Origin of the sequence: Pontibacter anaerobius (assembly GCF_026241195.1) — a bacterium.
Taxonomy (GTDB): Bacteria; Bacteroidota; Bacteroidia; order Cytophagales; family Hymenobacteraceae; genus Pontibacter; species Pontibacter anaerobius.
This window is the reverse complement of sequence record NZ_JAPFQO010000001.1, coordinates 140,294-158,043: the sequence shown is the minus strand read 5'-3', so window position 1 is coordinate 158,043 and position 17,750 is coordinate 140,294. Positions and strand designations below refer to the sequence as shown.

Sequence of the window (17,750 nt, the reverse complement as noted above, 5' to 3'; positions counted from 1 at the left end):
CGAACTCTCGTTCTCACTTGTCCTCAAGGGGACAGTAGCAAGTACAGCGGCTATCGAAAACCGATCCCAGTCCTTGGGTTGAGCGCCTATGCGAGTTTTTCCGGTGCCGCAGGCAGCCCGAGGCACGAGGGCAGGAAAAGCTCCCAGCGCGATACCCGAGGACGAGCCCTCGCGGGCTTGAGCGCACCAAGGCTAGAGATGCAACGGGTAGGTTGTAAAGCCGTGGATGAAAGGTAGCTAGCAGGGATAGCTTGGTTCAAGCTCTGGGAAGCCAGGGCTAAGTATAAAGTATGACTCTTCGAGCCAGTCGAGTCAGAGACTCGACACCATAGAAGGACACCCCGAACGCTTTCGGGGCGCCACATCAAGCCAGATCAGAGTTAGGTAGGGATAAACTGCAGGAGGCAGGCTTAAAGCTTAAACCACAACACACTACCTCTTCTTACTCACCCACTTACTCCCTTTTACCCAAAAACGCCAGGGCAGCAGTGCATCCTCTCCGGCGTAATCTATACCGATGCGGGGGCCCATGGCTATACTTTCCTCCGACAGCACTATGCCTTTATCCTCTATCCACACAGTGTCACCGGTCAGGTCGGCGCCGTAGAGTTTTTTATCGATGCCCAGGGCGATGCTGAGCACACCTGGCCCGGCTGTGAGGTTCGGTTTTATACTTTGGAAGCCGCGGCGCAGCAGCATATCCTCCACCCCCACCTCCGGGGCAATGGCGCGAATCAGCACAGCATCAGCTTTATCCTGCTCGTTGGTGATGATGTTGAACAGGTGGTACATGCCGTACACCAGGTATACATAGGCCACGCCTCCCTGGCTGTACATGATCTCGGTGCGTGCAGTGCGGCGGTTCAGGTGTGCGTGGCAGGCCCTGTCGTTCTCGCCAGAGTATGCCTCCGTCTCTACGATCATGCCGCCGGTCAGCATGCCATCCACGCACGTATACAGATGCTTGCCCAGCAGCTCACGGGCCAGCTGCACCACATCGGGGCGGGTATAAAACTCCTTAGGTAGCTTCAAGATATGGTTATTCGTTGCTCGTAAATAGTTGTTGGGAATACGTACACCTATGTACATAGTTAACAGCAATGATAATTGTTAACTGATAAATGAAAAATGTTGCCTACCTTTGCCTTCAGATTGGTGGCTGTAGAACTATCATTTTATGGCCTTAAAAGGGAAGCAGGTGTGAGTCCTGCGCTGTTCCCGCAACTGTCATCTTCTAAAAAGGGTTAGCCAACACCTTAGCCACTGTGCCGCACGCTGCATGGGAAGGCGCGCTAACTGAAGAGAGCCAGGAGACCTGCCAGTCCGACACCAGATTTGTCGTATGCTTTCGGGTAAAAAGCTGCACGGCCACCGCTATACTTTATCGCGTTTGCTGTTCCTGCCTTTGCCCACGCTAGCATGCTTCGGGATGTAAGCAACATTTGTTTTGGCAAGATTCTCTTTTCTGAACGTATGGCTTTGCGCCTGCCTCAGCACTGTGGCCACCACAGCCGTATCGCAGCAGGACACCACACAGCACCAGTTGCTCACCGTGGAGGTATTCGGCAAACCCGCCGAAGTATACGCCGCCGGCAGCCGCGTGGTGCAGGTGGATAGCGCCTTCCTGAGCACCTACAGCTCCGGCTCGCTGGCCGAGGCGCTGCAGGCCCGCACACCTATCTATTTTAAAAGCTACGGCGCCAGCGGCAGCTCCACCGTCGCATTCCGGGGCACCAACGCCTCGCAAACCGCAGTGCTCTGGAACGGCCTCCACATCGTGCCCGCCACCTTAGGCCAGGCAGACTTTTCTACCTTACCCCTGAGCGGGCTTGGGGAGGTGGCGGTGCAACACGGCGCGGCAGCGGCAAACTATGGCAGCGGGGCGATCGGTGGGGCGGTTTTACTGAACTCTCCAAAGTATAGAACTCATGGTTTTGTCGGGGATATAAAGCTGGAGACAGGCAGCTTTGGCCGTTACTTTGGCAGCGGCAGCGCCGGCTACAGCAGCAAAAGTTTCAGCTACGGCCTCAGCGCCTACGGGCAACTGGCAGAAAACAATTTCAAGTATAAAGACTTAAGCCGATTTGGCACACCGGAAGTGCGGCAGCAACACGCGCAGGTACAGCAGCAGGGCTTTACACAGGACCTGAGCTGGCAGCTCTCGCCGAGAACAGGGCTGGCCCTGCACGGCTGGTATACTTCCTCGGACCGCGAGTTGCCACCCGCCATGGGCTCCTCAGATGCAGAGGCGCAGCAGAAAGACGAGAACCTGCGCCTGATGGTCGAGCTGCAGCACGAGAGCCAACTGGGCCAGACAAGTATAAAAGCTGCCTACTTTAACGATTACCTGCACTACACCGACCGCAGCACCGACTCTGAATCTGGGGTAGAGACCTACCAGCTGCAGGCGGAGCAAACTTATACTTACGGAGAGCGCTGGAGCCTGCGCGGCGGACTGAACCTGCAGCATTTTGAGGCGAAAAATGACGGATACAGCGGGCAGAAGGATGAGAACCGTGCCTCCCTTTTCGCACTCTTCCGCTTCGACCCGTTGCAGCCGCTACAGCTATCCCTGAACCTGCGGCAGGCGCTGGCCGAGGGCTATAACCCGCCGCTCACGCCGGCGCTGGGCTTTAACTGGAAATTCTTCAACTCGAACCAGCACCAGGTTTCCCTGAAGGGCAACGTTAGCGGCAGCTACCGCTTGCCCACCCTCAACGACCGCTTTTGGGCGGGGGCCGGCAACCCGAACCTGAAACCCGAGGAAGGCTGGAACTACGAACTCGGTCTACGCCACGTGCTGGTGCAGGGCAATGCTTTTCTGCTGGAAACCGAGGTTACCGGCTACTATATGCTCATAGACGACTGGATACAGTGGACCCCGAGCAGCACCGGCCTGTGGCGCCCCATGAACCTGCAGAAGGTGGAGAGCAAGGGCATAGAGCTCAGCTCCACCGCCAGCGCCACCGTAGGCGAGGTTACACTGAATAGCACGGTAGGCTATACCTATACTTCGTCGGAGCAGGTGGAGGTGTACGAGGGTAGCGGTGACTTGGGCAGACAACTCATGTACGTGCCGCACCACAAAGCCATACTTTCTGCAGAAGCTAAGTATAAAAACTGGAGCCTGCTGGGCAACTTAAACTACACCGGGCTGCGCTATACCTCCAACTCCGAAACAAGCCACCTCAAAGATTTTATACTCCTGAACCTGGCGCTGAGCCGCAAGCTGCAACTGGGGCAAAACACGCTGCTGCTTACGCTCCGCTCCGATAACGTAGCCAACACAGAGTACCAGACCATGGCTTACCGGCCCATGCCGCCGCGCAGCTATACATTCAGCCTACGCTTTATCATTCCTTAATCCATACTTAAATCCATGAAAAAAATTACCCGTTCCCGCAGTTTCCTGTACGCTGCCATACTTTGTTTTGCCTCCCTTGGCATGACGAGCTGCGACGATGACACTGTTGAGCCAGAAGTAGAGGCAGCAGTCCGCGGCGCTTACGATCAGAAAGGCGTTTTCATACTTAATGAGGGCAACTACGGCACCCCCAACGGCAGCATTTCCTTCCTCAGCGACAGCGCCGGCCATACCGCTATCTACAACATCTTCAGCAAGGCCAACGCCAGCAGGCCGCTGGGCGATGTAGTGACGGACCTGGACCTGGTGGGCGACCGCGCCTACATCACGGTGAACAACAGCAACAAAGTGGAGGTGGTAAACGCCTATACGTTCAAGGCCGAGGCTGTGCTGGAGAACCTGAAGCAGCCGCGCTACTTTACCGCCCTCAACGAAGACAAAGCCTATGTATCGGAGTGGATCCGGTATGGTGAGCCGGGGCAGGTATCGGTTATCGACCTGAAGACCATGAAAGTGAGCAAAACTATACCAGTGGGGCCTCAGCCGGAAGAATTACTGGTAGTCGGAGATAAACTGTATGTGGCCGTGAGCGGTGCTGATGTAATAGCCGTTATCAACACCGCCACCGACACCAGGTTGGCAGATATACAGGTAACGGACGGGCCTTTTGAGTTGGAGGCAGACCGCCACAACAACCTGTGGGTGCTTTCGGCGGGGGTGAAGTACACGGAGGCCAACACAGCTGCCGCTCTAAGTATGATCGAGACGGCCAACGGTACTGTTAGCCGCACGCTGCCGTTTTCTGACCCGGAGGCTTTTGCCGACAACCTTACCCTGAGCGGCAGCAAAGACAGGTTATACTTTACCTACAATGGCAATACCTACGCCCAAAGTATAACGGCCACGGCGCTTCCCACAACTGCTCTGATCAACAGAAGTTTCTACAGCCTTGGTGTGCACCCGGAAACCGGGCAGATCTACGGCGGTGACAGCAACAACTTTTCCGGTGATGGTACGGTGCAAGTTTATACTCCGGAAGGCTCCGAAGTAAGCAGCATTAAGGCAGGTATCGGCCCGAACGGGTTTGTGTTCAGGTAAGCTCGGTAACAGTAAAGCCAGAACACCTGCCTTGTACTCAGGGCAGGCTGTTCTGGCTTTTAAGGCTTCGGGAAATTTACTGGTCTACTTCATCCCGCTCCACACCTTCGCCTTCGCCTTCGCCATCATAGGCTCCGTCACCGATTACTTTGCCGGTGTTGTCTTCGTGGTTTTCATGATCGGCACTGTCGTAGTACTGCTCCATGGTGTCGCGTTCAGCTTCCACCTCATTTTCATCAGTATCGCCTACCATACTTCCCTCCTCGTGTATTTCGCCGCGGTCTACATTGGTTTCGCCGGGGTCTGTCCCTGTACTGCAGGCTGCCATGCCCCATGCGGCCACAGCAGTAGCTGCCAATGCAAAAAACGTCGCTCTTATCTTTCGTGCTATCATCGTATATAGAGTTTCCAATTAAACATCCTTGCTGAGCCATTTATACCTGGCCCAGCCCTAGTAAATGTACGGCACTGCTTAGTTTATAGTTAAAAAGCGCATCAGCTCACCATTACACCCGTACATCTGTTTAGTACCATACTTTATACTTGCCATGAAAAAGAAACCACTGAAGCACCCACCCACGGAAACCACCAAAGACGACTCCTCGGATGTTGAGAAAGTGCGGCAGGGCAAGCCGGCGCCACCTCCGGAGCCTAAACCCAACAAGCAGGAACAGCAGTCTGGCTCCAAGCAGGGGCGCGAGGCGGAAAAAGGGCATGCCTGATTTTTATATGTGCCCGCCGCTGCCCTATATTTGACCCTGAAAAAAAAGCATCCTATGCCTAAGCCTATCCTAAAGCCACAGCTGCGCCGCAAGCTGCTGCTCATCGCTGTTTTCTGCCTGCTGCTGGCCCTGATGCTGGAGCTGTACACTTTCGGCCTTCACGCAGACCTCCCAGGACGCTTGCTGCGCAGCTTCTTCGTGCTTTTTGTACTGTCCGCGCTCACCTTGCTGGCCATTGTGCCGGGTGTGAGCCGGGGTGTAGACAAGCTCCTGAAAAGGTAGTGCCCCGGTATCCTTTGGAAATAAAAAAAGCCTGCGCTAAAAACGCAGGCTTTCGCTTTATAGGGTGTAGTTGGTAAGGGGTCTTTTTATCAGCGGGCCACCGCAATGTGTTTGGTAGAGTCGCTCTTTAATAACAGCAGGGAGCCTTGCTCAAAAACCTGCATTAGGTTTGCCGGGTGAGTTCTGCCCACCAACTCGCCATGACCTTCCGCCGCATGCAGGGCATGCTGCAAACAACAGTTCGTGTACACCGAAAGTTTTGCCGATGTCATTTCTTTTTCCGGTTCCGCAGCAGCCAACATTCTTTTCAGGGCGGCTCTTTCCTGCCAGTCCAGGGCTAATGTGGCAAGCACCAGCAGCAGGGTGGTTAGCACCATCTGCAGGGTTTTCAGGGTGTTCATAGTAGAGGGCTTTTGCATGGCGGTCGATTAAGCTAAGTTCCTCAGCAACAATTATCTTTCAGTAAACAAATATAATCACGCAAATCAATAATACCAAATAATTACTATAAAATATATTTTAAGTATAAAAAGTAATTAACTCTTGATAATACAGCATACAGTTTGCCTCTGCCCCGGGTATGAACCTGTGCCAGGCCCCTGCTGTTGCATAAGCAGCGACCCTGAAAGTGTGCGCCATTATCCGTACTTTTGTGCGCTGGCCCTGCCGCAATCATTCATACTTAAAGCTGATTTATACTTTGGAGAAGAAGCCAACCATACTGCTCATTACCCCACCGCTCACGCAACTCAACACGCCTTATCCTGCCACAGCCTACCTCAAGGGCTTTTTAACAGGCCGCGGCTACAGCGTTACACAAGCCGACATGGGCATTGAGCTGGTGCTGCGCATGTTCTCACGCAAAGGGTTGCAGCGTATTTTTGAGGCGGTGGAGCAGGGCGATTACGAGCTTTCTGACAACAGCCTGCGCATCCTGCACCTGAAGCGCGACTACCTGAACACCATTGAGCCGGTTATCCGCTTTCTGCAGAACAAGGACCACACGCTGGCGCAGCAGATCAGCTACAGCCGTTTCCTGCCCGAGGCCTCCCGCTTCGACCAGGTAGAGGACATCGACTGGGCCTTCGGAAGTATGGGCATTACCGACAGGGCACGCTACCTGGCCACTTTATACTTAGAAGACCTGGGCGACCTGATTAAGGAAACCGTCTCGCCATACTTTGCCTTCAGCCGCTACGCCGATAAGCTGGCCATGTCGGCTACCTCTTTTGACCCACTGGAGGAGGCGCTGCAGGAGGAGCCAAGCCTCGTTGACCTTATGTTACTGGAGCTGCTGGAAGAGCGCCTGCAGGAGGTGCAGCCCGATGTGGTGGGCTTTTCTATTCCTTTCCCGGGCAATTTGTATGGAGGCCTGCGGATGGCGAAATACATCAAAGAGAAGTACCCAAGTATAAAAACAGCCATGGGTGGCGGCTACCCGAACACCGAACTGCGCAGCCTGCGCGAGCCGCGCCTGTTTAAGTACATTGATTTCGTGACGCTGGATGACGGCGAAGGCCCTTGGCTGAAACTGCTGGAGCACCTGCAGGGGCAGCGCGAGGCAGCACAACTGCAGCGCGCATTTATACTTGCTGATGGCGAGGTGAAGTACATGAACAGCTGCACCGACCCGGATATCCCGCATATGGAGGTTGGCACCCCAGACTATAGCGACCTGCCTTTGCCCGATTACCTCTCGGTGATTGACGTGATTAACCCGATGCACCGCCTCTGGAGCGACGGACGCTGGAACAAACTTACCATCGCCCACGGCTGCTACTGGAAACGCTGCTCCTTCTGCGACATCACCCTGGATTATATCAACCGCTATGATGTGGCACCGGCCACGCTGCTAGTAGACCGCATTGAGCAGATCATCGCCCAGACCGGCCAGACCGGCTTTCATTTTGTAGACGAAGCCGCCCCTCCTGCCCCACTCCGCGACATGGCCATCGAGCTTATCCGGCGTGGCGTGAAGATCAGTTGGTGGGGGAACATCCGGTTTGAGAAAACCTTTACACCGGACCTGTGCCGCCTACTGGCTGCCTCGGGTTGTATTGCCGTGTCAGGTGGTTTAGAGGTAGCTTCGGACCGACTGCTGCAGTTGATGGCCAAAGGTGTAAGTATAGCCCAGGTGGCCCGCGTTACCGATAGCTTTACACAGGCCGGTATTATGGTGCACGCCTACCTCATGTATGGCTTCCCGACGCAGACTGCCCAGGAAACGATAGACTCTCTAGAGGTGGTGCGCCAACTCTTTGAAACCGGCGTGATTCAATCCGGCTACTGGCACCGCTTCAGCATGACTGCACATAGCCCGGTGGGCAAGAACCCGGAGAAGTATGGCGTGGTGAAAGTTGGCCCGCCGGAGGGTGATTTTGCCAATAACGACCTTTGGCACGAGGACCCGAAAGGCACTGACCACAGTCTATTTGGCGAAGGGTTAGCCAAAGCACTTTACAACTACATGCACGGCATCGGGCTGGAGGAAAAACTATCGTTCTGGTTCGATTTTAAAGTACCCCGTACCACCGAGAGCCCAAACCTGATCGCTGAGGCTATCTCCGCCCCGCACCGCCCCGACAGCACTCGTCCTAATGCGCGCGTGCTCTGGCTAGGTAACACCCCGGCCATCGACTTCACCATGATGGCGCAGAAAGGCCAGACCATTGAGCGCTGCCTACTCACTTTCTTCGAGAAAGGCGAGGATTTCGAGGTGAAAACCACCGCCACCATAGGCCAGTGGCTGTTTGATATGCTGCAAAAAGTAACGCCCGATAACCCGGAGGCCGTTACGCTGAAGCAGCTGGAGGCAAGTTTCCCTGCGGAGGCGCACCTGAGTTTTGCTGAATTCCTAAGCTCGCCAAGCTGGTTTGATCTGAGGGAGAAGGGGCTGTTGTTGCTGTAGGGAACGGATTTGTGCAGCCAAAGCCCGAAGCGAAGCAAGGGTGGCGGCTGCACAGGGTTACCTATTCGTTGTTCTTTTATTAGTCCACGAAGGTTTCTTTTATCACACTTTTGCAAACGGCTACTTCTGAAGGGTTCAGGTTGCCTAACACTTTGACGATGCGTACCTTATCAATAGTCCGTATTTGGTCAATTACTACCCACCCGACTTGATTGTTGTGCTTCACTTTCACACGAGTAGGATAGCTACGGCTTTTGGTGGTCATCGGTGCGATAACTACTGTTCTTAGGTTATGATTAATCTCATCGGGGGATATCACTACACATGGCCTTGTTTTCTGTATTTCACTTCCTACAGTAGGGTCCAGATTCACCAAGACTATCTCATACTGACTTATTTCCATTCGTCAAAGCTTTCATCGCCAAACACATCATCTAATAAAAGCTGGTCATCACCATTCTCATGCATTTTCCTGAACGCCTTGTCCCAGCCTTTCCTTGGATGCTCAACTGGCTTTAAAATAATCTGACCCTTTTCCAGTATGAGCTCAACTTTATCCTTGATGTTATATCTATCCAGAATGGACTTAGTCAAACGTAGTCCCTTGGAATTTCCTATTTGAATGATTGATACTTCCATAGCACTTCTACTTAATGTAATTACAAAGTTATTACGTTAACGCTCAATTACAAGACAAAGTTCTATAGATTACTATGATAGGTAACGTGCTGGGCTATAAGGTGGCGTAGCTAACTTATAGTTTTTGTTATATGACGAAGTTCTAACTTATCCAACACCCATACTTACTAACCAGCTTCCAGTTATTTTCATCAACTTTTTCATAGATGAAAACGCAGGCATGGGCACAAAGGCTTCCGCAGTAGAAATACTTCCAGAACATTACTTTGCTCTTATCTATAGAAAATAAAGGGATGGTGAACTCGTGTACATTCCTGCCAGAGCTTTTCACCAAGTTTGCTCCTTCAAACTTTGTCTCCCAGACATTTTGCTTTTCTGCTTCATACTGCTGGCTAAGAAATGCTACATCTTCTTTCGTGAATACAGTATCCTTACTTAAGAATCTGTAAAACTTTATTTCAAATGATAAAGTGTCGCCCATTGGTCCGCTTATATGGACCATCGCTTTTTTCCAGCTTTCAGGTTTATAGTAGAGCTTCTTTTTACCCCACTTCCTGTCTTCAGAATATTTAGGAGTTGTTAGAATTTCCCATTGTACAAACTGCTCAATATCGGAGTCGGAAATTATTGAACTATAAGTTTGACCGTAGCTTAGGTATGAATACAGAATGAACAGTATAACTAGAGTTTTCTTCATACTTTATTTGACATACAACGAAATGGTCTAGCAGACGCTTTGGCTTGTCAGGCTTGCGAGGGTGTCTGCTAGGGTGTGTTGGGCGGGGTTGTTTTTCCCTTTTTCCCCCCGGCACTGCGTTGTAAAAACAAGGGAAAAGCAACCCGGATGGTTGGGTTATTTTCTCCTTTTAAACTCCTTCTCAAGTGGCGCTTTAGCCGGCGGCAATGCCGTTAATGGCGGGCTATTAGCGACGTTGCCAGAGGCGTCAGGCTCCGGGCTGGCCCACCATCAAAAGAAAAACCAATCCTATCATTGGCCTCTCTATTGCCGGGCAACCCTCTGTAAAAGAGCCACCTGCCGAAGTTACAGCTCTTGACTTTGTCATTCCCGAGCTATAACTTCGCCCGCTCAAAGTCTTGCCTGGACGCTCCCGTCCGAAAGCACGCGCTTTCTCCCGGCTTCGCCGAGGCAAGACTTCCAGTCAGAAACGCCATTTCTTCCTTTGGCTCTTTTTCTGATCGTTGCCCCGCTTTAGTGGCCTTTGATGCCGCCCAGCCCTAAAAAAGCCTGAAAGACACGCCACTTTAAAACCTGAAAATAATCCCAATCACGGCCAACGGCCGCGTGCTTAAGATGCCGTAGCGTTAGCGAGGTAACTTAAGCATTGTGTTGTACTTCGTAGTTTTAATCTATTCCTTCCGTCTTACTGCCCCAATGCTTGTCCAGCTCTCGACAGAACTCAAAGGACTTCGGCTTGAGCCTGGTTGTAAACCTGGACAGCGGTATTCTTCTGTCCCCGCTTCTGTTCGTGATGTTTTCCAAGAAAAAGAATTTGATGGCATAGTTTACCTCGTCATTCCCTTCTGTTATCATTTGTTCAGCAAAATTCACGAGCTTTTCAACCTCTTTATCTGTGCCTTTTGCTATTATATCAAGGGCAAAATGAGAGAATTCAGCCATGTCCATCCCAAAAGGGCTTTCCCCTTTCCAGAACTTTACATGTTCTTCATATTGGCTATGGAAAGCGGGAAAGAGTGTCAACATTGAAGTTAAACATGTTTTCTCATCTACCATGCTTTCTATTAATTTCTATGAAGTACAACTTCTGGATATACGTCACTATGACGTTTATCTGCCTTATATGCGGGGCTATGTAAACACAGCTCAACAGTCCAAGTAAAGCCACATCAAGATATAAATTATATATTAAACCTTTCCCCTTCTCCAACAAAATCTAACCAAAGTCACTTTTGCAGATAACCTAAGTCATATTTTGATAAGTGTTTGTGTGGCAATATTGTATCATCCACAACACACCAAACTAAAGTATATGAAAAAGGTATTATCATTGGCCGTAGCAGTAGCAACAGGTGCTATGCTGGCCGCCTGCAGCTCTCCGGAGCAACAAACCGACATTACAAGAGAAGTACAGCACGAAGAAGCTGCCGCCGGGCAATCTGCCGTGCAGGACGATGAGTCGCAGAAGAACGTGGTACAGGTAGCCGCTTCCTCCCCCGACCACACCACATTGGTAACAGCCGTAAAAACAGCCGAGCTAGTAGATGTGCTCAGCAATGCCGGCCCCTTTACCGTGTTTGCCCCAACCAACGAGGCATTTAATCAGCTGCCTGCCGGTACAGTAGAAGGATTACTGAAGCCTGAGAAACGCAGCGACCTCCGCAACATACTGCAGTACCACGTGTATGTAGGCGTGCTAAACGCAGATATTTTTGAAGATGGCCAGAGCCTGGGGCAGGTTAACGGCGGCCGCGTGACCATGGGCGTGAAAGATGGCAAGGTTACCGTGAATGGTGCCACCATCCTGGCTTCCATTCCAACCTCAAATGGCGTAATCCACGTGATCGACAAAGTACTGCTGCCCCAGTAAGTATAGGTATAGCGATAAAATAGAGAAGGCATCCGTAGGCATAAAGGTAGCTGCGGGTGCCTTTTCTATTTTATTTTAAAAAAATTTATCCCCCTTGCAACCACTTCCGCAGTTTAGGCATCTTGTATATGGAAGCCGGCACTAAAGCTGCCAGCTTTCAGACTACTACCACTATCTACTACTAAGTAAAACTATGATGAAAACCTGGCCCTGCTCCTGCTTCTTTCTGAGGCAGGGGCAGGAAAACCAGGACTCCCCAAGAACCTAACCCTTTTTCTACATAATGCGAAAAGCACCTACGGCCCAGGCTGCAGGTGCTTTTATACTTTGTACTTCTTCTTAAACTTTTTTAGTCGCGCTTCGCCTTCAGCAACTTTCTCAGGTCGGCCAGTTCATCTCTATACTTGGCAGCCTGCAAAAAGTCCAGGTCTTTGGCGGCGGCCTCCATCTGCTTCTCTGTTTTCTTGATCAGCTTCTCCAGTTCGTCGCGCTTCATGGTCTGGATGATCGGTTCGGCAGCGATAGACACCTCTTCCGGCCCCGTATACATCTTCACTTCCTTCTTCTTAGAGTCAGCAACGGAGGTCTGCCCGTGGATTTCGTCACTTGTTTTAAGAATGGTACGCGGGGTAATGCCGTGCTCTTCGTTGTACGCCATCTGCGTGGCGCGGCGGCGGTTAGTCTCATCAATAGCGCGCTGCATCGAGCCGGTCATGCGGTCGGCGTACATTATCACTTTGCCTTTCTCGTTTCGGGCGGCACGTCCCATCGTTTGTATCAGGGAGCGCTGGTCACGCAGGAAACCTTCCTTATCCGCATCCAAAATCGCCACCAGGCTCACCTCCGGTAAGTCAAGCCCCTCGCGCAGTAGGTTTACCCCGATCAGCACATCAATTATACCTAAACGCAACTCACGCAAAATCTCCACACGGTCCAGCGTTTTTACTTCGGAGTGCAGGTATTTTACTTTTATGTTGAGGCGCTCGAGGTACTTGGCCAACTCTTCCGACATGCGCTTGGTAAGCGTAGTCACCAGCACACGGGCCCCTTCTTTCACGCGTTCATCAATCTCGTCCAGCAGGTCGTCTACCTGGTTTGTACTTGGCCTTATCTCAATCTCAGGGTCCAGTAAGCCGGTTGGTCTAATGATCTGCTCCACTATAACACCTTCGGATTTCTGGATCTCATAATCGCCGGGCGTGGCGCTTACAAATACCACCTGGTGCATCAGGCTCTCGAACTCGTTAAAGGTAAGCGGGCGGTTATCCATGGCGGCCGGAAGCCGGAAACCATACTCTACCAGCGCCACCTTACGCGACCTATCGCCACCCCACATGGCGCGTACCTGCGGCACCGTCACGTGGCTCTCGTCAATCACCATCAGGAAATCATCCGGGAAATAATCTAACAAGCAGAACGGGCGTGCACCCGGCGCGCGACGGTCGAAGTAGCGGGAGTAGTTCTCAATGCCGGAGCAGTAGCCCAGCTCCCGGATCATCTCCAGATCGAACTCGGTGCGCTCTTTTATGCGCTTGGCCTCTGCCGGTCTGTCCTCCTTCAAAAAGTAATCGTGCTGCGCCACCATGTCGTACTGTATCTCCGAGATGGCCTGCTGCAAGGTGTCTTTGCCTGTCACGAAGAGGTTGGCCGGATACAAGGTTACGGCCTTCTCATCTGATAACTTTTTACCGGATTGCGGGTCGATGCGGTGTATCTGCTCCAGCTCATCGCCGAAGAAGTATAAACGGTAGGCAAAGTCAGCATAGGCCGGGTAGATATCCACGGTGTCGCCTTTCACCCGGAATGTTCCACGTGTGAACTCGGCCTCTGTACGGCTGTATAGTATCTGCACAAATGTATACAGCAGGTTGTTGCGGCTATAGCGCTGCCCCGGTGCCAGGTAGATCACGTTCTTGCCAAACTCCTCCGGGTTACCGATACCATAGATACACGATACCGATGCCACCACCACAATATCGCGGCGGCCTGAGAGTAGTGCCGAAGTTGTGTGCAGGCGTAGCTTCTCTATCTCCTCGTTTATGGCCAGGTCTTTTTCTATAAATACATCCGATGAAGCGATATAAGCCTCAGGTTGGTAGTAGTCGTAATAGGAGATGAAGTATTCTACGGCGTTATCGGGGAAGAACTGCTTGAACTCGCCGTACAACTGCGCGGCCAGGGTTTTGTTGTGGCAAAGCACCAGCGTAGGCTTACCAGTGTTTTTGATAACATTGGCCATGGTAAAGGTTTTACCGGTACCAGTGGCACCCAGCAAAACCTGCGATGGCTCTCCTTTATTTATACCTTCTGTGAGTTGTGCAATGGCCTTGGGCTGGTCGCCGGTGGGCTGAAACTCTGATGTCAGTTTAAAATCCATTCGTTTGTTTTACGGATCAGTAAAGATAAACTATAACAGTTAAAATGTGCCGTAAGTTTACCCTGTTGCCAACTTATACCCTCTGTACGGCGACAACTGCAAAAGGCTATGGGCAAAGAAAAAGCCTGCTGCAGAACAACAGGCTTAGTGCACTATATTACAGAAAATCATATTCAAGTATGGGATGTACAGGCTGCTGAAGTATAAGCAAATGTATACTTTGCTGCTTCCTGTTAAACCCCACAGGCGAAAGCCTTTATAGGCATAACCGGCATGGGCTGCATTTGGTTACGGGCAGGCATAAAAAAAGCAGCCCGCTTTCGCCCGGGCTGCTTTTAAGATTATAGTTTGTTAAGCTATTATTCGCTAACAATAGTTGGGTTTAGCTGCCACAGGTCGTCGTAGCGCTGGCTGCCCGTATTGCCGAGGCCAACATAACCAAACTCGCCAATGCCAAAGCCGATGGCTCCCTGTCTCAGCCCTCCCTTAAAATCGCCAAGCTTTGTCCAGGTATCTGTGGCAGGGTCAAACTTCCACACATCGTTCAGGGCCGCGCCATTTGTGCCACCTACCAGGTAAGCAGTGTTGTTGATGGAGAAGGTAGTGGCATACGTGCGCGGCACCGGGAAAGTCTCATTCGGGCGTTGCTCTTTTGTCAGAGCTTTCAATGTCTTCCACTGGGCTGTAGCCGGATCAAACTCCAGCAGGTCGGTCTGGTACACGTTGTTGTTCAGGCCGCCGCTAACATAGCCTTTCCCGTTCACGGTAAAAGCATAACCATTCAGGCGCTTGGCCCCCTGCAGGCCTATTTGCTCCGTCCAGGTGGCAGTGGCAGGATCATACTTCCAGAAGTCTTTCTGGTAATTGCCGTCAAAGCCTGCGCCTACGTAACCTGCGTTAGCAAACGACATGGCAATGGCCCCGTAGCGGGCAGAAGCAGGGAAGTCTTCGATCTGTGTCCAGGCATTCGTGGCCGGATCATACTCGTAAAAGTCCTTCAGGTAACTAGTGCCGTTATAACCGGTGCCGATGTAGCCTTTGCCATTGGCAGAGAAACCTACCGCAGCACTGCGTGCTTCTCCCGGGAAATCAGCTTTACGCACCCAGTTGTTCGTGGCAGGGTCAAACATCCAAAAGTCAGTCAGGCGGCTAGAGCCATCGTAGCCAGTGCCCACATAGGCTTTGCCGTCTATCACGAAGGATACGGCGCTGCTACGGGCCACCCCGGCAAAGTCAGACTGCTTTTGCCACTCTCCCAGCAGCACATCATCATCACTGTCGCTCTCGCAAGACGAGAGAGCACCTACCGATAGCAGCATGGCTATCAGCAAAAGGCGCATCTTTTTAAAAGAGATTTTCATAGTAGTAGATTATTGGATAGTAGTATAGTAGATTCGGAGCTTAATATTCTTGATGTCTTTGTTCTGAGCACCCACCACCAAACGGTTTACGGAGTTTTTGAACTCGGCAGAAGCCGGGGCAAGGTATAGCGGCATATTAGTACGGTGCTCGTTATTTAGCTTACTTATAAGGAACTCCGTGATAGAGAACTCATAGCGCCCGTCTGTGGCCGTATCGCTGCTCTTGATAAAGGATGAAGTAAGCGGAGCTGGGCTTCGAGGGTCGCCGTACTCCACAAGCAACGGCGTGTACTTCACGTTCATCTCGCTAGTCTCATACAAACTTGCAGAGGCCGGTACCGGGAAAGGATAAACCGTAGTAGCACCCCTGAACGGCTCCACCACCAGCGTGGCCTTGTTGATGAACTCCGGCTTCAGCTGCTCTTTCAGTTTCTCGAGATAAGGTATCTCCAGTTTTATCATCAGACCGGTTCCGCTCTGCGCCACACTGATATCATTGGTAGCGCTGGCAGGAAGCTCTTTGCTCTCTTTTATACCTTCCAGCGGAGAGCCAGTGTAGTCACCCTCAAGCTTGTTGAACTGCAGACTGGAGTTTACTACGCCGAAATCATAGTTCTTCACAGTTCTGTCGCCGCCTGATGCAGATGGCTCAGAGTAGTAAAGGCGTACCACAGCGCCACTTGTAGAAAAGCCCAGCACCACATTGCCTTGCGTAGCAACTATGCCTAAGCCTTTAAAGAACGACGTGAAGTTGCTGTTGTCCTTCAGCTTGTCGTCTCCTGCTTTTTTCAGCTCGAACCACTGCTGCCCTAACTCATTGCTCAGGCTAATCTCCAGTGTGTCTTTACTAACTGGCCTTGGCGCAAAAGTATGCGTGCCAATCGGGTCCGGTTTTACCGCTACCTTGCTGATATTGTAAATGCCTGAACCCTGGTAAAAGCTTGAAGAAGGCTCCTCCTGCGGTATGGTTGGCGGAAGGGTACGCGCAAAAAGTGTAGAGCTAAGCTCGTGCATGCTATACGTTACATTCTGTGCAGTATCGCCATAATAAAAACCTGTGGTAGGCAGCAACAGCTTCAGAGAATCGAAAGTAGCACCCTCCGCAGGTTCAGCCAGCGTTGCGCTGCCCGGCCCGATCTGAAAGTAGGTAGATGCCTTTAGTGTGCCGGTTTGTGGCGTAGTGTACTGCCCCACCAGCATGTTTCCTGTTCCGGACGTAGCAATGGAGTCTACCATCACCGTGGATACATTAATGGTAAGTGTATCGGTAAAAACACCGGACACATTATCTTCTACCAGCTCCAGGCCCAGTTCGTTCGGGTCCTCGCAAGAGGCCAGGGCCATTACAGCGCCTAAGCAGCAAAGCAGGTGGTAAATCTTTTTCCTAAAGGGGGATTTTGGTTTGTCAAATAACATATAATGACCGTGAAAAACAGGTTTTCCTCAAATTAAAGGTGCAGGCTTAAGTTCGTGTTGCCTTTCCTGATCTTGAAGAGAAACATTGTGTATAGAATCTTTACTAAATTATAGCCACAAAGCCACAATCTATTCAGGTTCAAATATAACACTATATTTTCTTCAACAGAAAGATATTACCTTCTGTAAACTGTAATACCCTTAGATTATTGCACCACTCCCTGTCAGGAATCTGGCGAAGGGTCAGCACGGCAGGAGTAACACGGCCGCAGGGGCTACAAGGTGTAAGCAAAAGGCCCGCCACGCAGGCCTTCTGAGTTCACTCACCTTAATAGTTAATCACATTACACTTAAATAGACATTTTTATGGTGCTGCCGCCGGTTCTCCGCAAACGGCCATTACTTTTACGGCTGGGTACATCATGTAATTGGCGGTGCAGCGGGGGCCATCGGAGCCGTTGAGTTGCAGGCGCAAACGAACCGTTGTCCCCACCTGCCTGTACTCATCCGGCAGGTTGTTTGTGGTCACGAAGCCGCCGTGCAGCTGCCCCACGTAGCTTCCTGTTTTGCCAGCCATCTCCTCCGAGTCATCCTCCAGCTTCAGTACATACCAGCCGGGCTGGCAGTCCTGGGCTACCACCTCTGCGGCTGTACAGGCCGGAACGGGTGCCGACTTGGAGCAACCCGCTGCCAGCAGCGCCAGGCAAAGGTATAGCAGGATGATGTAGACGAGGCTTTTCATAGGTTCAGTAGCGGTAAAACAACGGAGTAAAGGGTGATAACGACCTAGAGGCTTCTGGCCTGCAGGTGTCTTTCATAGCTCAGAATATGGCACCGGATTAAAGTATAGTGAAGAGCAGCAGCACCAACAGCAGATACCATCCGTATAAGTTTTCGCGAGCCGCGAAAGCGCATAGTTCCAACAGGTTCAGCAGTGGTTTCATAGGCAGGAGGCTTTTCTCTTCTACACCTTTATGACCCCGTGGCACACCTGTGCGTTGCACGCTCTTTAAAAT

At 51.6% G+C, this 17,750-nt stretch carries 17 protein-coding genes and 1 riboswitch; of the genes, 6 read left to right on the top strand and 11 right to left on the bottom strand.

The annotated features are described in order from the left end of the window. Positions 1–432: 432 nt before the first annotated feature. Positions 433–1,032 carry a DNA-3-methyladenine glycosylase gene (locus OO017_RS00725; RefSeq protein ID WP_266050527.1) on the bottom strand — a complete coding sequence of 200 codons (600 nt, stop codon included), beginning with the start codon at positions 1,030–1,032 and terminating at the stop codon, positions 433–435. Positions 1,033–1,136: 104 nt separating this feature from the next. Continuing rightward, a riboswitch (cobalamin riboswitch) is annotated at positions 1,137–1,337 on the top strand. Between the two features lie 110 nt (positions 1,338–1,447). On the opposite strand from OO017_RS00725, the gene OO017_RS00720 reads away from it, so the two are divergent. Continuing rightward, positions 1,448–3,364: a TonB-dependent receptor plug domain-containing protein gene (locus OO017_RS00720; RefSeq protein WP_266050526.1), complete on the top strand. Its 1,917-nt coding sequence runs from the start codon at positions 1,448–1,450 to the stop codon at positions 3,362–3,364. A gap of 15 nt (positions 3,365–3,379) precedes the next feature. Beyond that, the gene (locus OO017_RS00715) at positions 3,380–4,462 is read left to right on the top strand and encodes a DUF5074 domain-containing protein (protein ID WP_266050525.1); all 1,083 of its coding nucleotides are present in this window, start codon (positions 3,380–3,382) and stop codon (positions 4,460–4,462) included. A gap of 76 nt (positions 4,463–4,538) precedes the next feature. On the opposite strand, the gene OO017_RS00710 is transcribed toward OO017_RS00715, so the two are convergent. Continuing rightward, a complete protein-coding gene (locus tag OO017_RS00710) occupies positions 4,539–4,856 on the bottom strand; it encodes a hypothetical protein (protein ID WP_266050524.1) in 318 nt (105 codons plus the stop codon). A gap of 154 nt (positions 4,857–5,010) precedes the next feature. On the opposite strand from OO017_RS00710, the gene OO017_RS00705 reads away from it, so the two are divergent. After that, positions 5,011–5,184, top strand: coding sequence for a hypothetical protein (locus tag OO017_RS00705; RefSeq protein ID WP_266050523.1), 174 nt, complete (start codon positions 5,011–5,013; stop codon positions 5,182–5,184). A gap of 54 nt (positions 5,185–5,238) precedes the next feature. Next, on the top strand, positions 5,239–5,466 hold the full coding sequence (locus OO017_RS00700; RefSeq protein ID WP_266050522.1) for a DUF2798 domain-containing protein: 228 nt from the start codon (positions 5,239–5,241) through the stop codon (positions 5,464–5,466). 89 nt (positions 5,467–5,555) lie between these two features. Here the strand turns inward: OO017_RS00700 and OO017_RS00695 are convergent, their stop codons facing one another. Beyond that, the gene (locus OO017_RS00695; protein WP_266050521.1) at positions 5,556–5,867 is read right to left on the bottom strand and encodes a hypothetical protein; all 312 of its coding nucleotides are present in this window, start codon (positions 5,865–5,867) and stop codon (positions 5,556–5,558) included. A gap of 299 nt (positions 5,868–6,166) precedes the next feature. Between OO017_RS00695 and OO017_RS00690 the strand changes: the two genes are divergently transcribed. Further along, entirely contained in the window at positions 6,167–8,374 is a 2,208-nt protein-coding gene (locus OO017_RS00690) for a B12-binding domain-containing radical SAM protein (protein ID WP_266050520.1), read from the top strand. Between the two features lie 79 nt (positions 8,375–8,453). Here the strand turns inward: OO017_RS00690 and OO017_RS00685 are convergent, their stop codons facing one another. The 4 genes from OO017_RS00685 to OO017_RS00670 all read right to left on the bottom strand — a co-directional run bounded on the left by OO017_RS00685 (position 8,454) and on the right by OO017_RS00670 (position 10,766). After that, the gene (locus OO017_RS00685) at positions 8,454–8,777 is read right to left on the bottom strand and encodes a type II toxin-antitoxin system PemK/MazF family toxin (RefSeq protein WP_266050519.1); all 324 of its coding nucleotides are present in this window, start codon (positions 8,775–8,777) and stop codon (positions 8,454–8,456) included. Next, on the bottom strand, positions 8,768–9,013 hold the full coding sequence (locus tag OO017_RS00680) for an AbrB/MazE/SpoVT family DNA-binding domain-containing protein (protein WP_089320658.1): 246 nt from the start codon (positions 9,011–9,013) through the stop codon (positions 8,768–8,770). The genes OO017_RS00685 and OO017_RS00680 overlap by 10 nt, the downstream gene beginning before the upstream one ends. A 142-nt stretch (positions 9,014–9,155) precedes the next feature. Next, positions 9,156–9,710 carry a hypothetical protein gene (locus tag OO017_RS00675; RefSeq protein WP_266050518.1) on the bottom strand — a complete coding sequence of 185 codons (555 nt, stop codon included), beginning with the start codon at positions 9,708–9,710 and terminating at the stop codon, positions 9,156–9,158. 666 nt (positions 9,711–10,376) lie between these two features. Continuing rightward, positions 10,377–10,766 carry a DUF7674 family protein gene (locus OO017_RS00670; protein ID WP_266050517.1) on the bottom strand — a complete coding sequence of 130 codons (390 nt, stop codon included), beginning with the start codon at positions 10,764–10,766 and terminating at the stop codon, positions 10,377–10,379. A gap of 256 nt (positions 10,767–11,022) precedes the next feature. Between OO017_RS00670 and OO017_RS00665 the strand changes: the two genes are divergently transcribed. Next, positions 11,023–11,580 carry a fasciclin domain-containing protein gene (locus tag OO017_RS00665; RefSeq protein WP_266050516.1) on the top strand — a complete coding sequence of 186 codons (558 nt, stop codon included), beginning with the start codon at positions 11,023–11,025 and terminating at the stop codon, positions 11,578–11,580. 349 nt (positions 11,581–11,929) lie between these two features. Here OO017_RS00665 and uvrB read toward each other — a convergent pair whose 3' ends face one another. The 4 genes from uvrB to OO017_RS00645 all read right to left on the bottom strand — a co-directional run bounded on the left by uvrB (position 11,930) and on the right by OO017_RS00645 (position 17,476). Next, positions 11,930–13,957 carry an excinuclease ABC subunit UvrB gene (gene uvrB, locus OO017_RS00660; protein ID WP_266050515.1) on the bottom strand — a complete coding sequence of 676 codons (2,028 nt, stop codon included), beginning with the start codon at positions 13,955–13,957 and terminating at the stop codon, positions 11,930–11,932. 359 nt (positions 13,958–14,316) lie between these two features. Then, the gene (locus OO017_RS00655; RefSeq protein ID WP_266050514.1) at positions 14,317–15,318 is read right to left on the bottom strand and encodes a Kelch repeat-containing protein; all 1,002 of its coding nucleotides are present in this window, start codon (positions 15,316–15,318) and stop codon (positions 14,317–14,319) included. A 9-nt stretch (positions 15,319–15,327) separates the two neighbouring features. Continuing rightward, the gene (locus OO017_RS00650) at positions 15,328–16,662 is read right to left on the bottom strand and encodes a DUF4270 family protein (RefSeq protein WP_266050513.1); all 1,335 of its coding nucleotides are present in this window, start codon (positions 16,660–16,662) and stop codon (positions 15,328–15,330) included. Between the two features lie 436 nt (positions 16,663–17,098). Further along, positions 17,099–17,476, bottom strand: coding sequence for a hypothetical protein (locus OO017_RS00645; protein ID WP_266050512.1), 378 nt, complete (start codon positions 17,474–17,476; stop codon positions 17,099–17,101). Between the last annotated feature and the right edge of the window lie 274 nt (positions 17,477–17,750).

What these genes read in the sequence shown, in the direction of transcription:
- OO017_RS00685 (WP_266050519.1), bottom strand. Translation starts at nt 8,777, where the DNA reads ATGGAAATAAGTCAGTATGAGATAGTCTTGGTGAATCTGGACCCTACT.
- OO017_RS00655 (WP_266050514.1), bottom strand. Translation starts at nt 15,318, where the DNA reads ATGAAAATCTCTTTTAAAAAGATGCGCCTTTTGCTGATAGCCATGCTG.
- uvrB (WP_266050515.1), bottom strand. Translation starts at nt 13,957, where the DNA reads ATGGATTTTAAACTGACATCAGAGTTTCAGCCCACCGGCGACCAGCCC.
- OO017_RS00665 (WP_266050516.1), top strand. Translation starts at nt 11,023, where the DNA reads ATGAAAAAGGTATTATCATTGGCCGTAGCAGTAGCAACAGGTGCTATG.
- OO017_RS00700 (WP_266050522.1), top strand. Translation starts at nt 5,239, where the DNA reads ATGCCTAAGCCTATCCTAAAGCCACAGCTGCGCCGCAAGCTGCTGCTC.
- OO017_RS00715 (WP_266050525.1), top strand. Translation starts at nt 3,380, where the DNA reads ATGAAAAAAATTACCCGTTCCCGCAGTTTCCTGTACGCTGCCATACTT.
- OO017_RS00695 (WP_266050521.1), bottom strand. Translation starts at nt 5,867, where the DNA reads ATGAACACCCTGAAAACCCTGCAGATGGTGCTAACCACCCTGCTGCTG.
- OO017_RS00670 (WP_266050517.1), bottom strand. Translation starts at nt 10,766, where the DNA reads ATGGTAGATGAGAAAACATGTTTAACTTCAATGTTGACACTCTTTCCC.
- OO017_RS00645 (WP_266050512.1), bottom strand. Translation starts at nt 17,476, where the DNA reads ATGAAAAGCCTCGTCTACATCATCCTGCTATACCTTTGCCTGGCGCTG.
- OO017_RS00710 (WP_266050524.1), bottom strand. Translation starts at nt 4,856, where the DNA reads ATGATAGCACGAAAGATAAGAGCGACGTTTTTTGCATTGGCAGCTACT.
- OO017_RS00675 (WP_266050518.1), bottom strand. Translation starts at nt 9,710, where the DNA reads ATGAAGAAAACTCTAGTTATACTGTTCATTCTGTATTCATACCTAAGC.
- OO017_RS00680 (WP_089320658.1), bottom strand. Translation starts at nt 9,013, where the DNA reads ATGGAAGTATCAATCATTCAAATAGGAAATTCCAAGGGACTACGTTTG.
- OO017_RS00705 (WP_266050523.1), top strand. Translation starts at nt 5,011, where the DNA reads ATGAAAAAGAAACCACTGAAGCACCCACCCACGGAAACCACCAAAGAC.
- OO017_RS00650 (WP_266050513.1), bottom strand. Translation starts at nt 16,662, where the DNA reads ATGGCCCTGGCCTCTTGCGAGGACCCGAACGAACTGGGCCTGGAGCTG.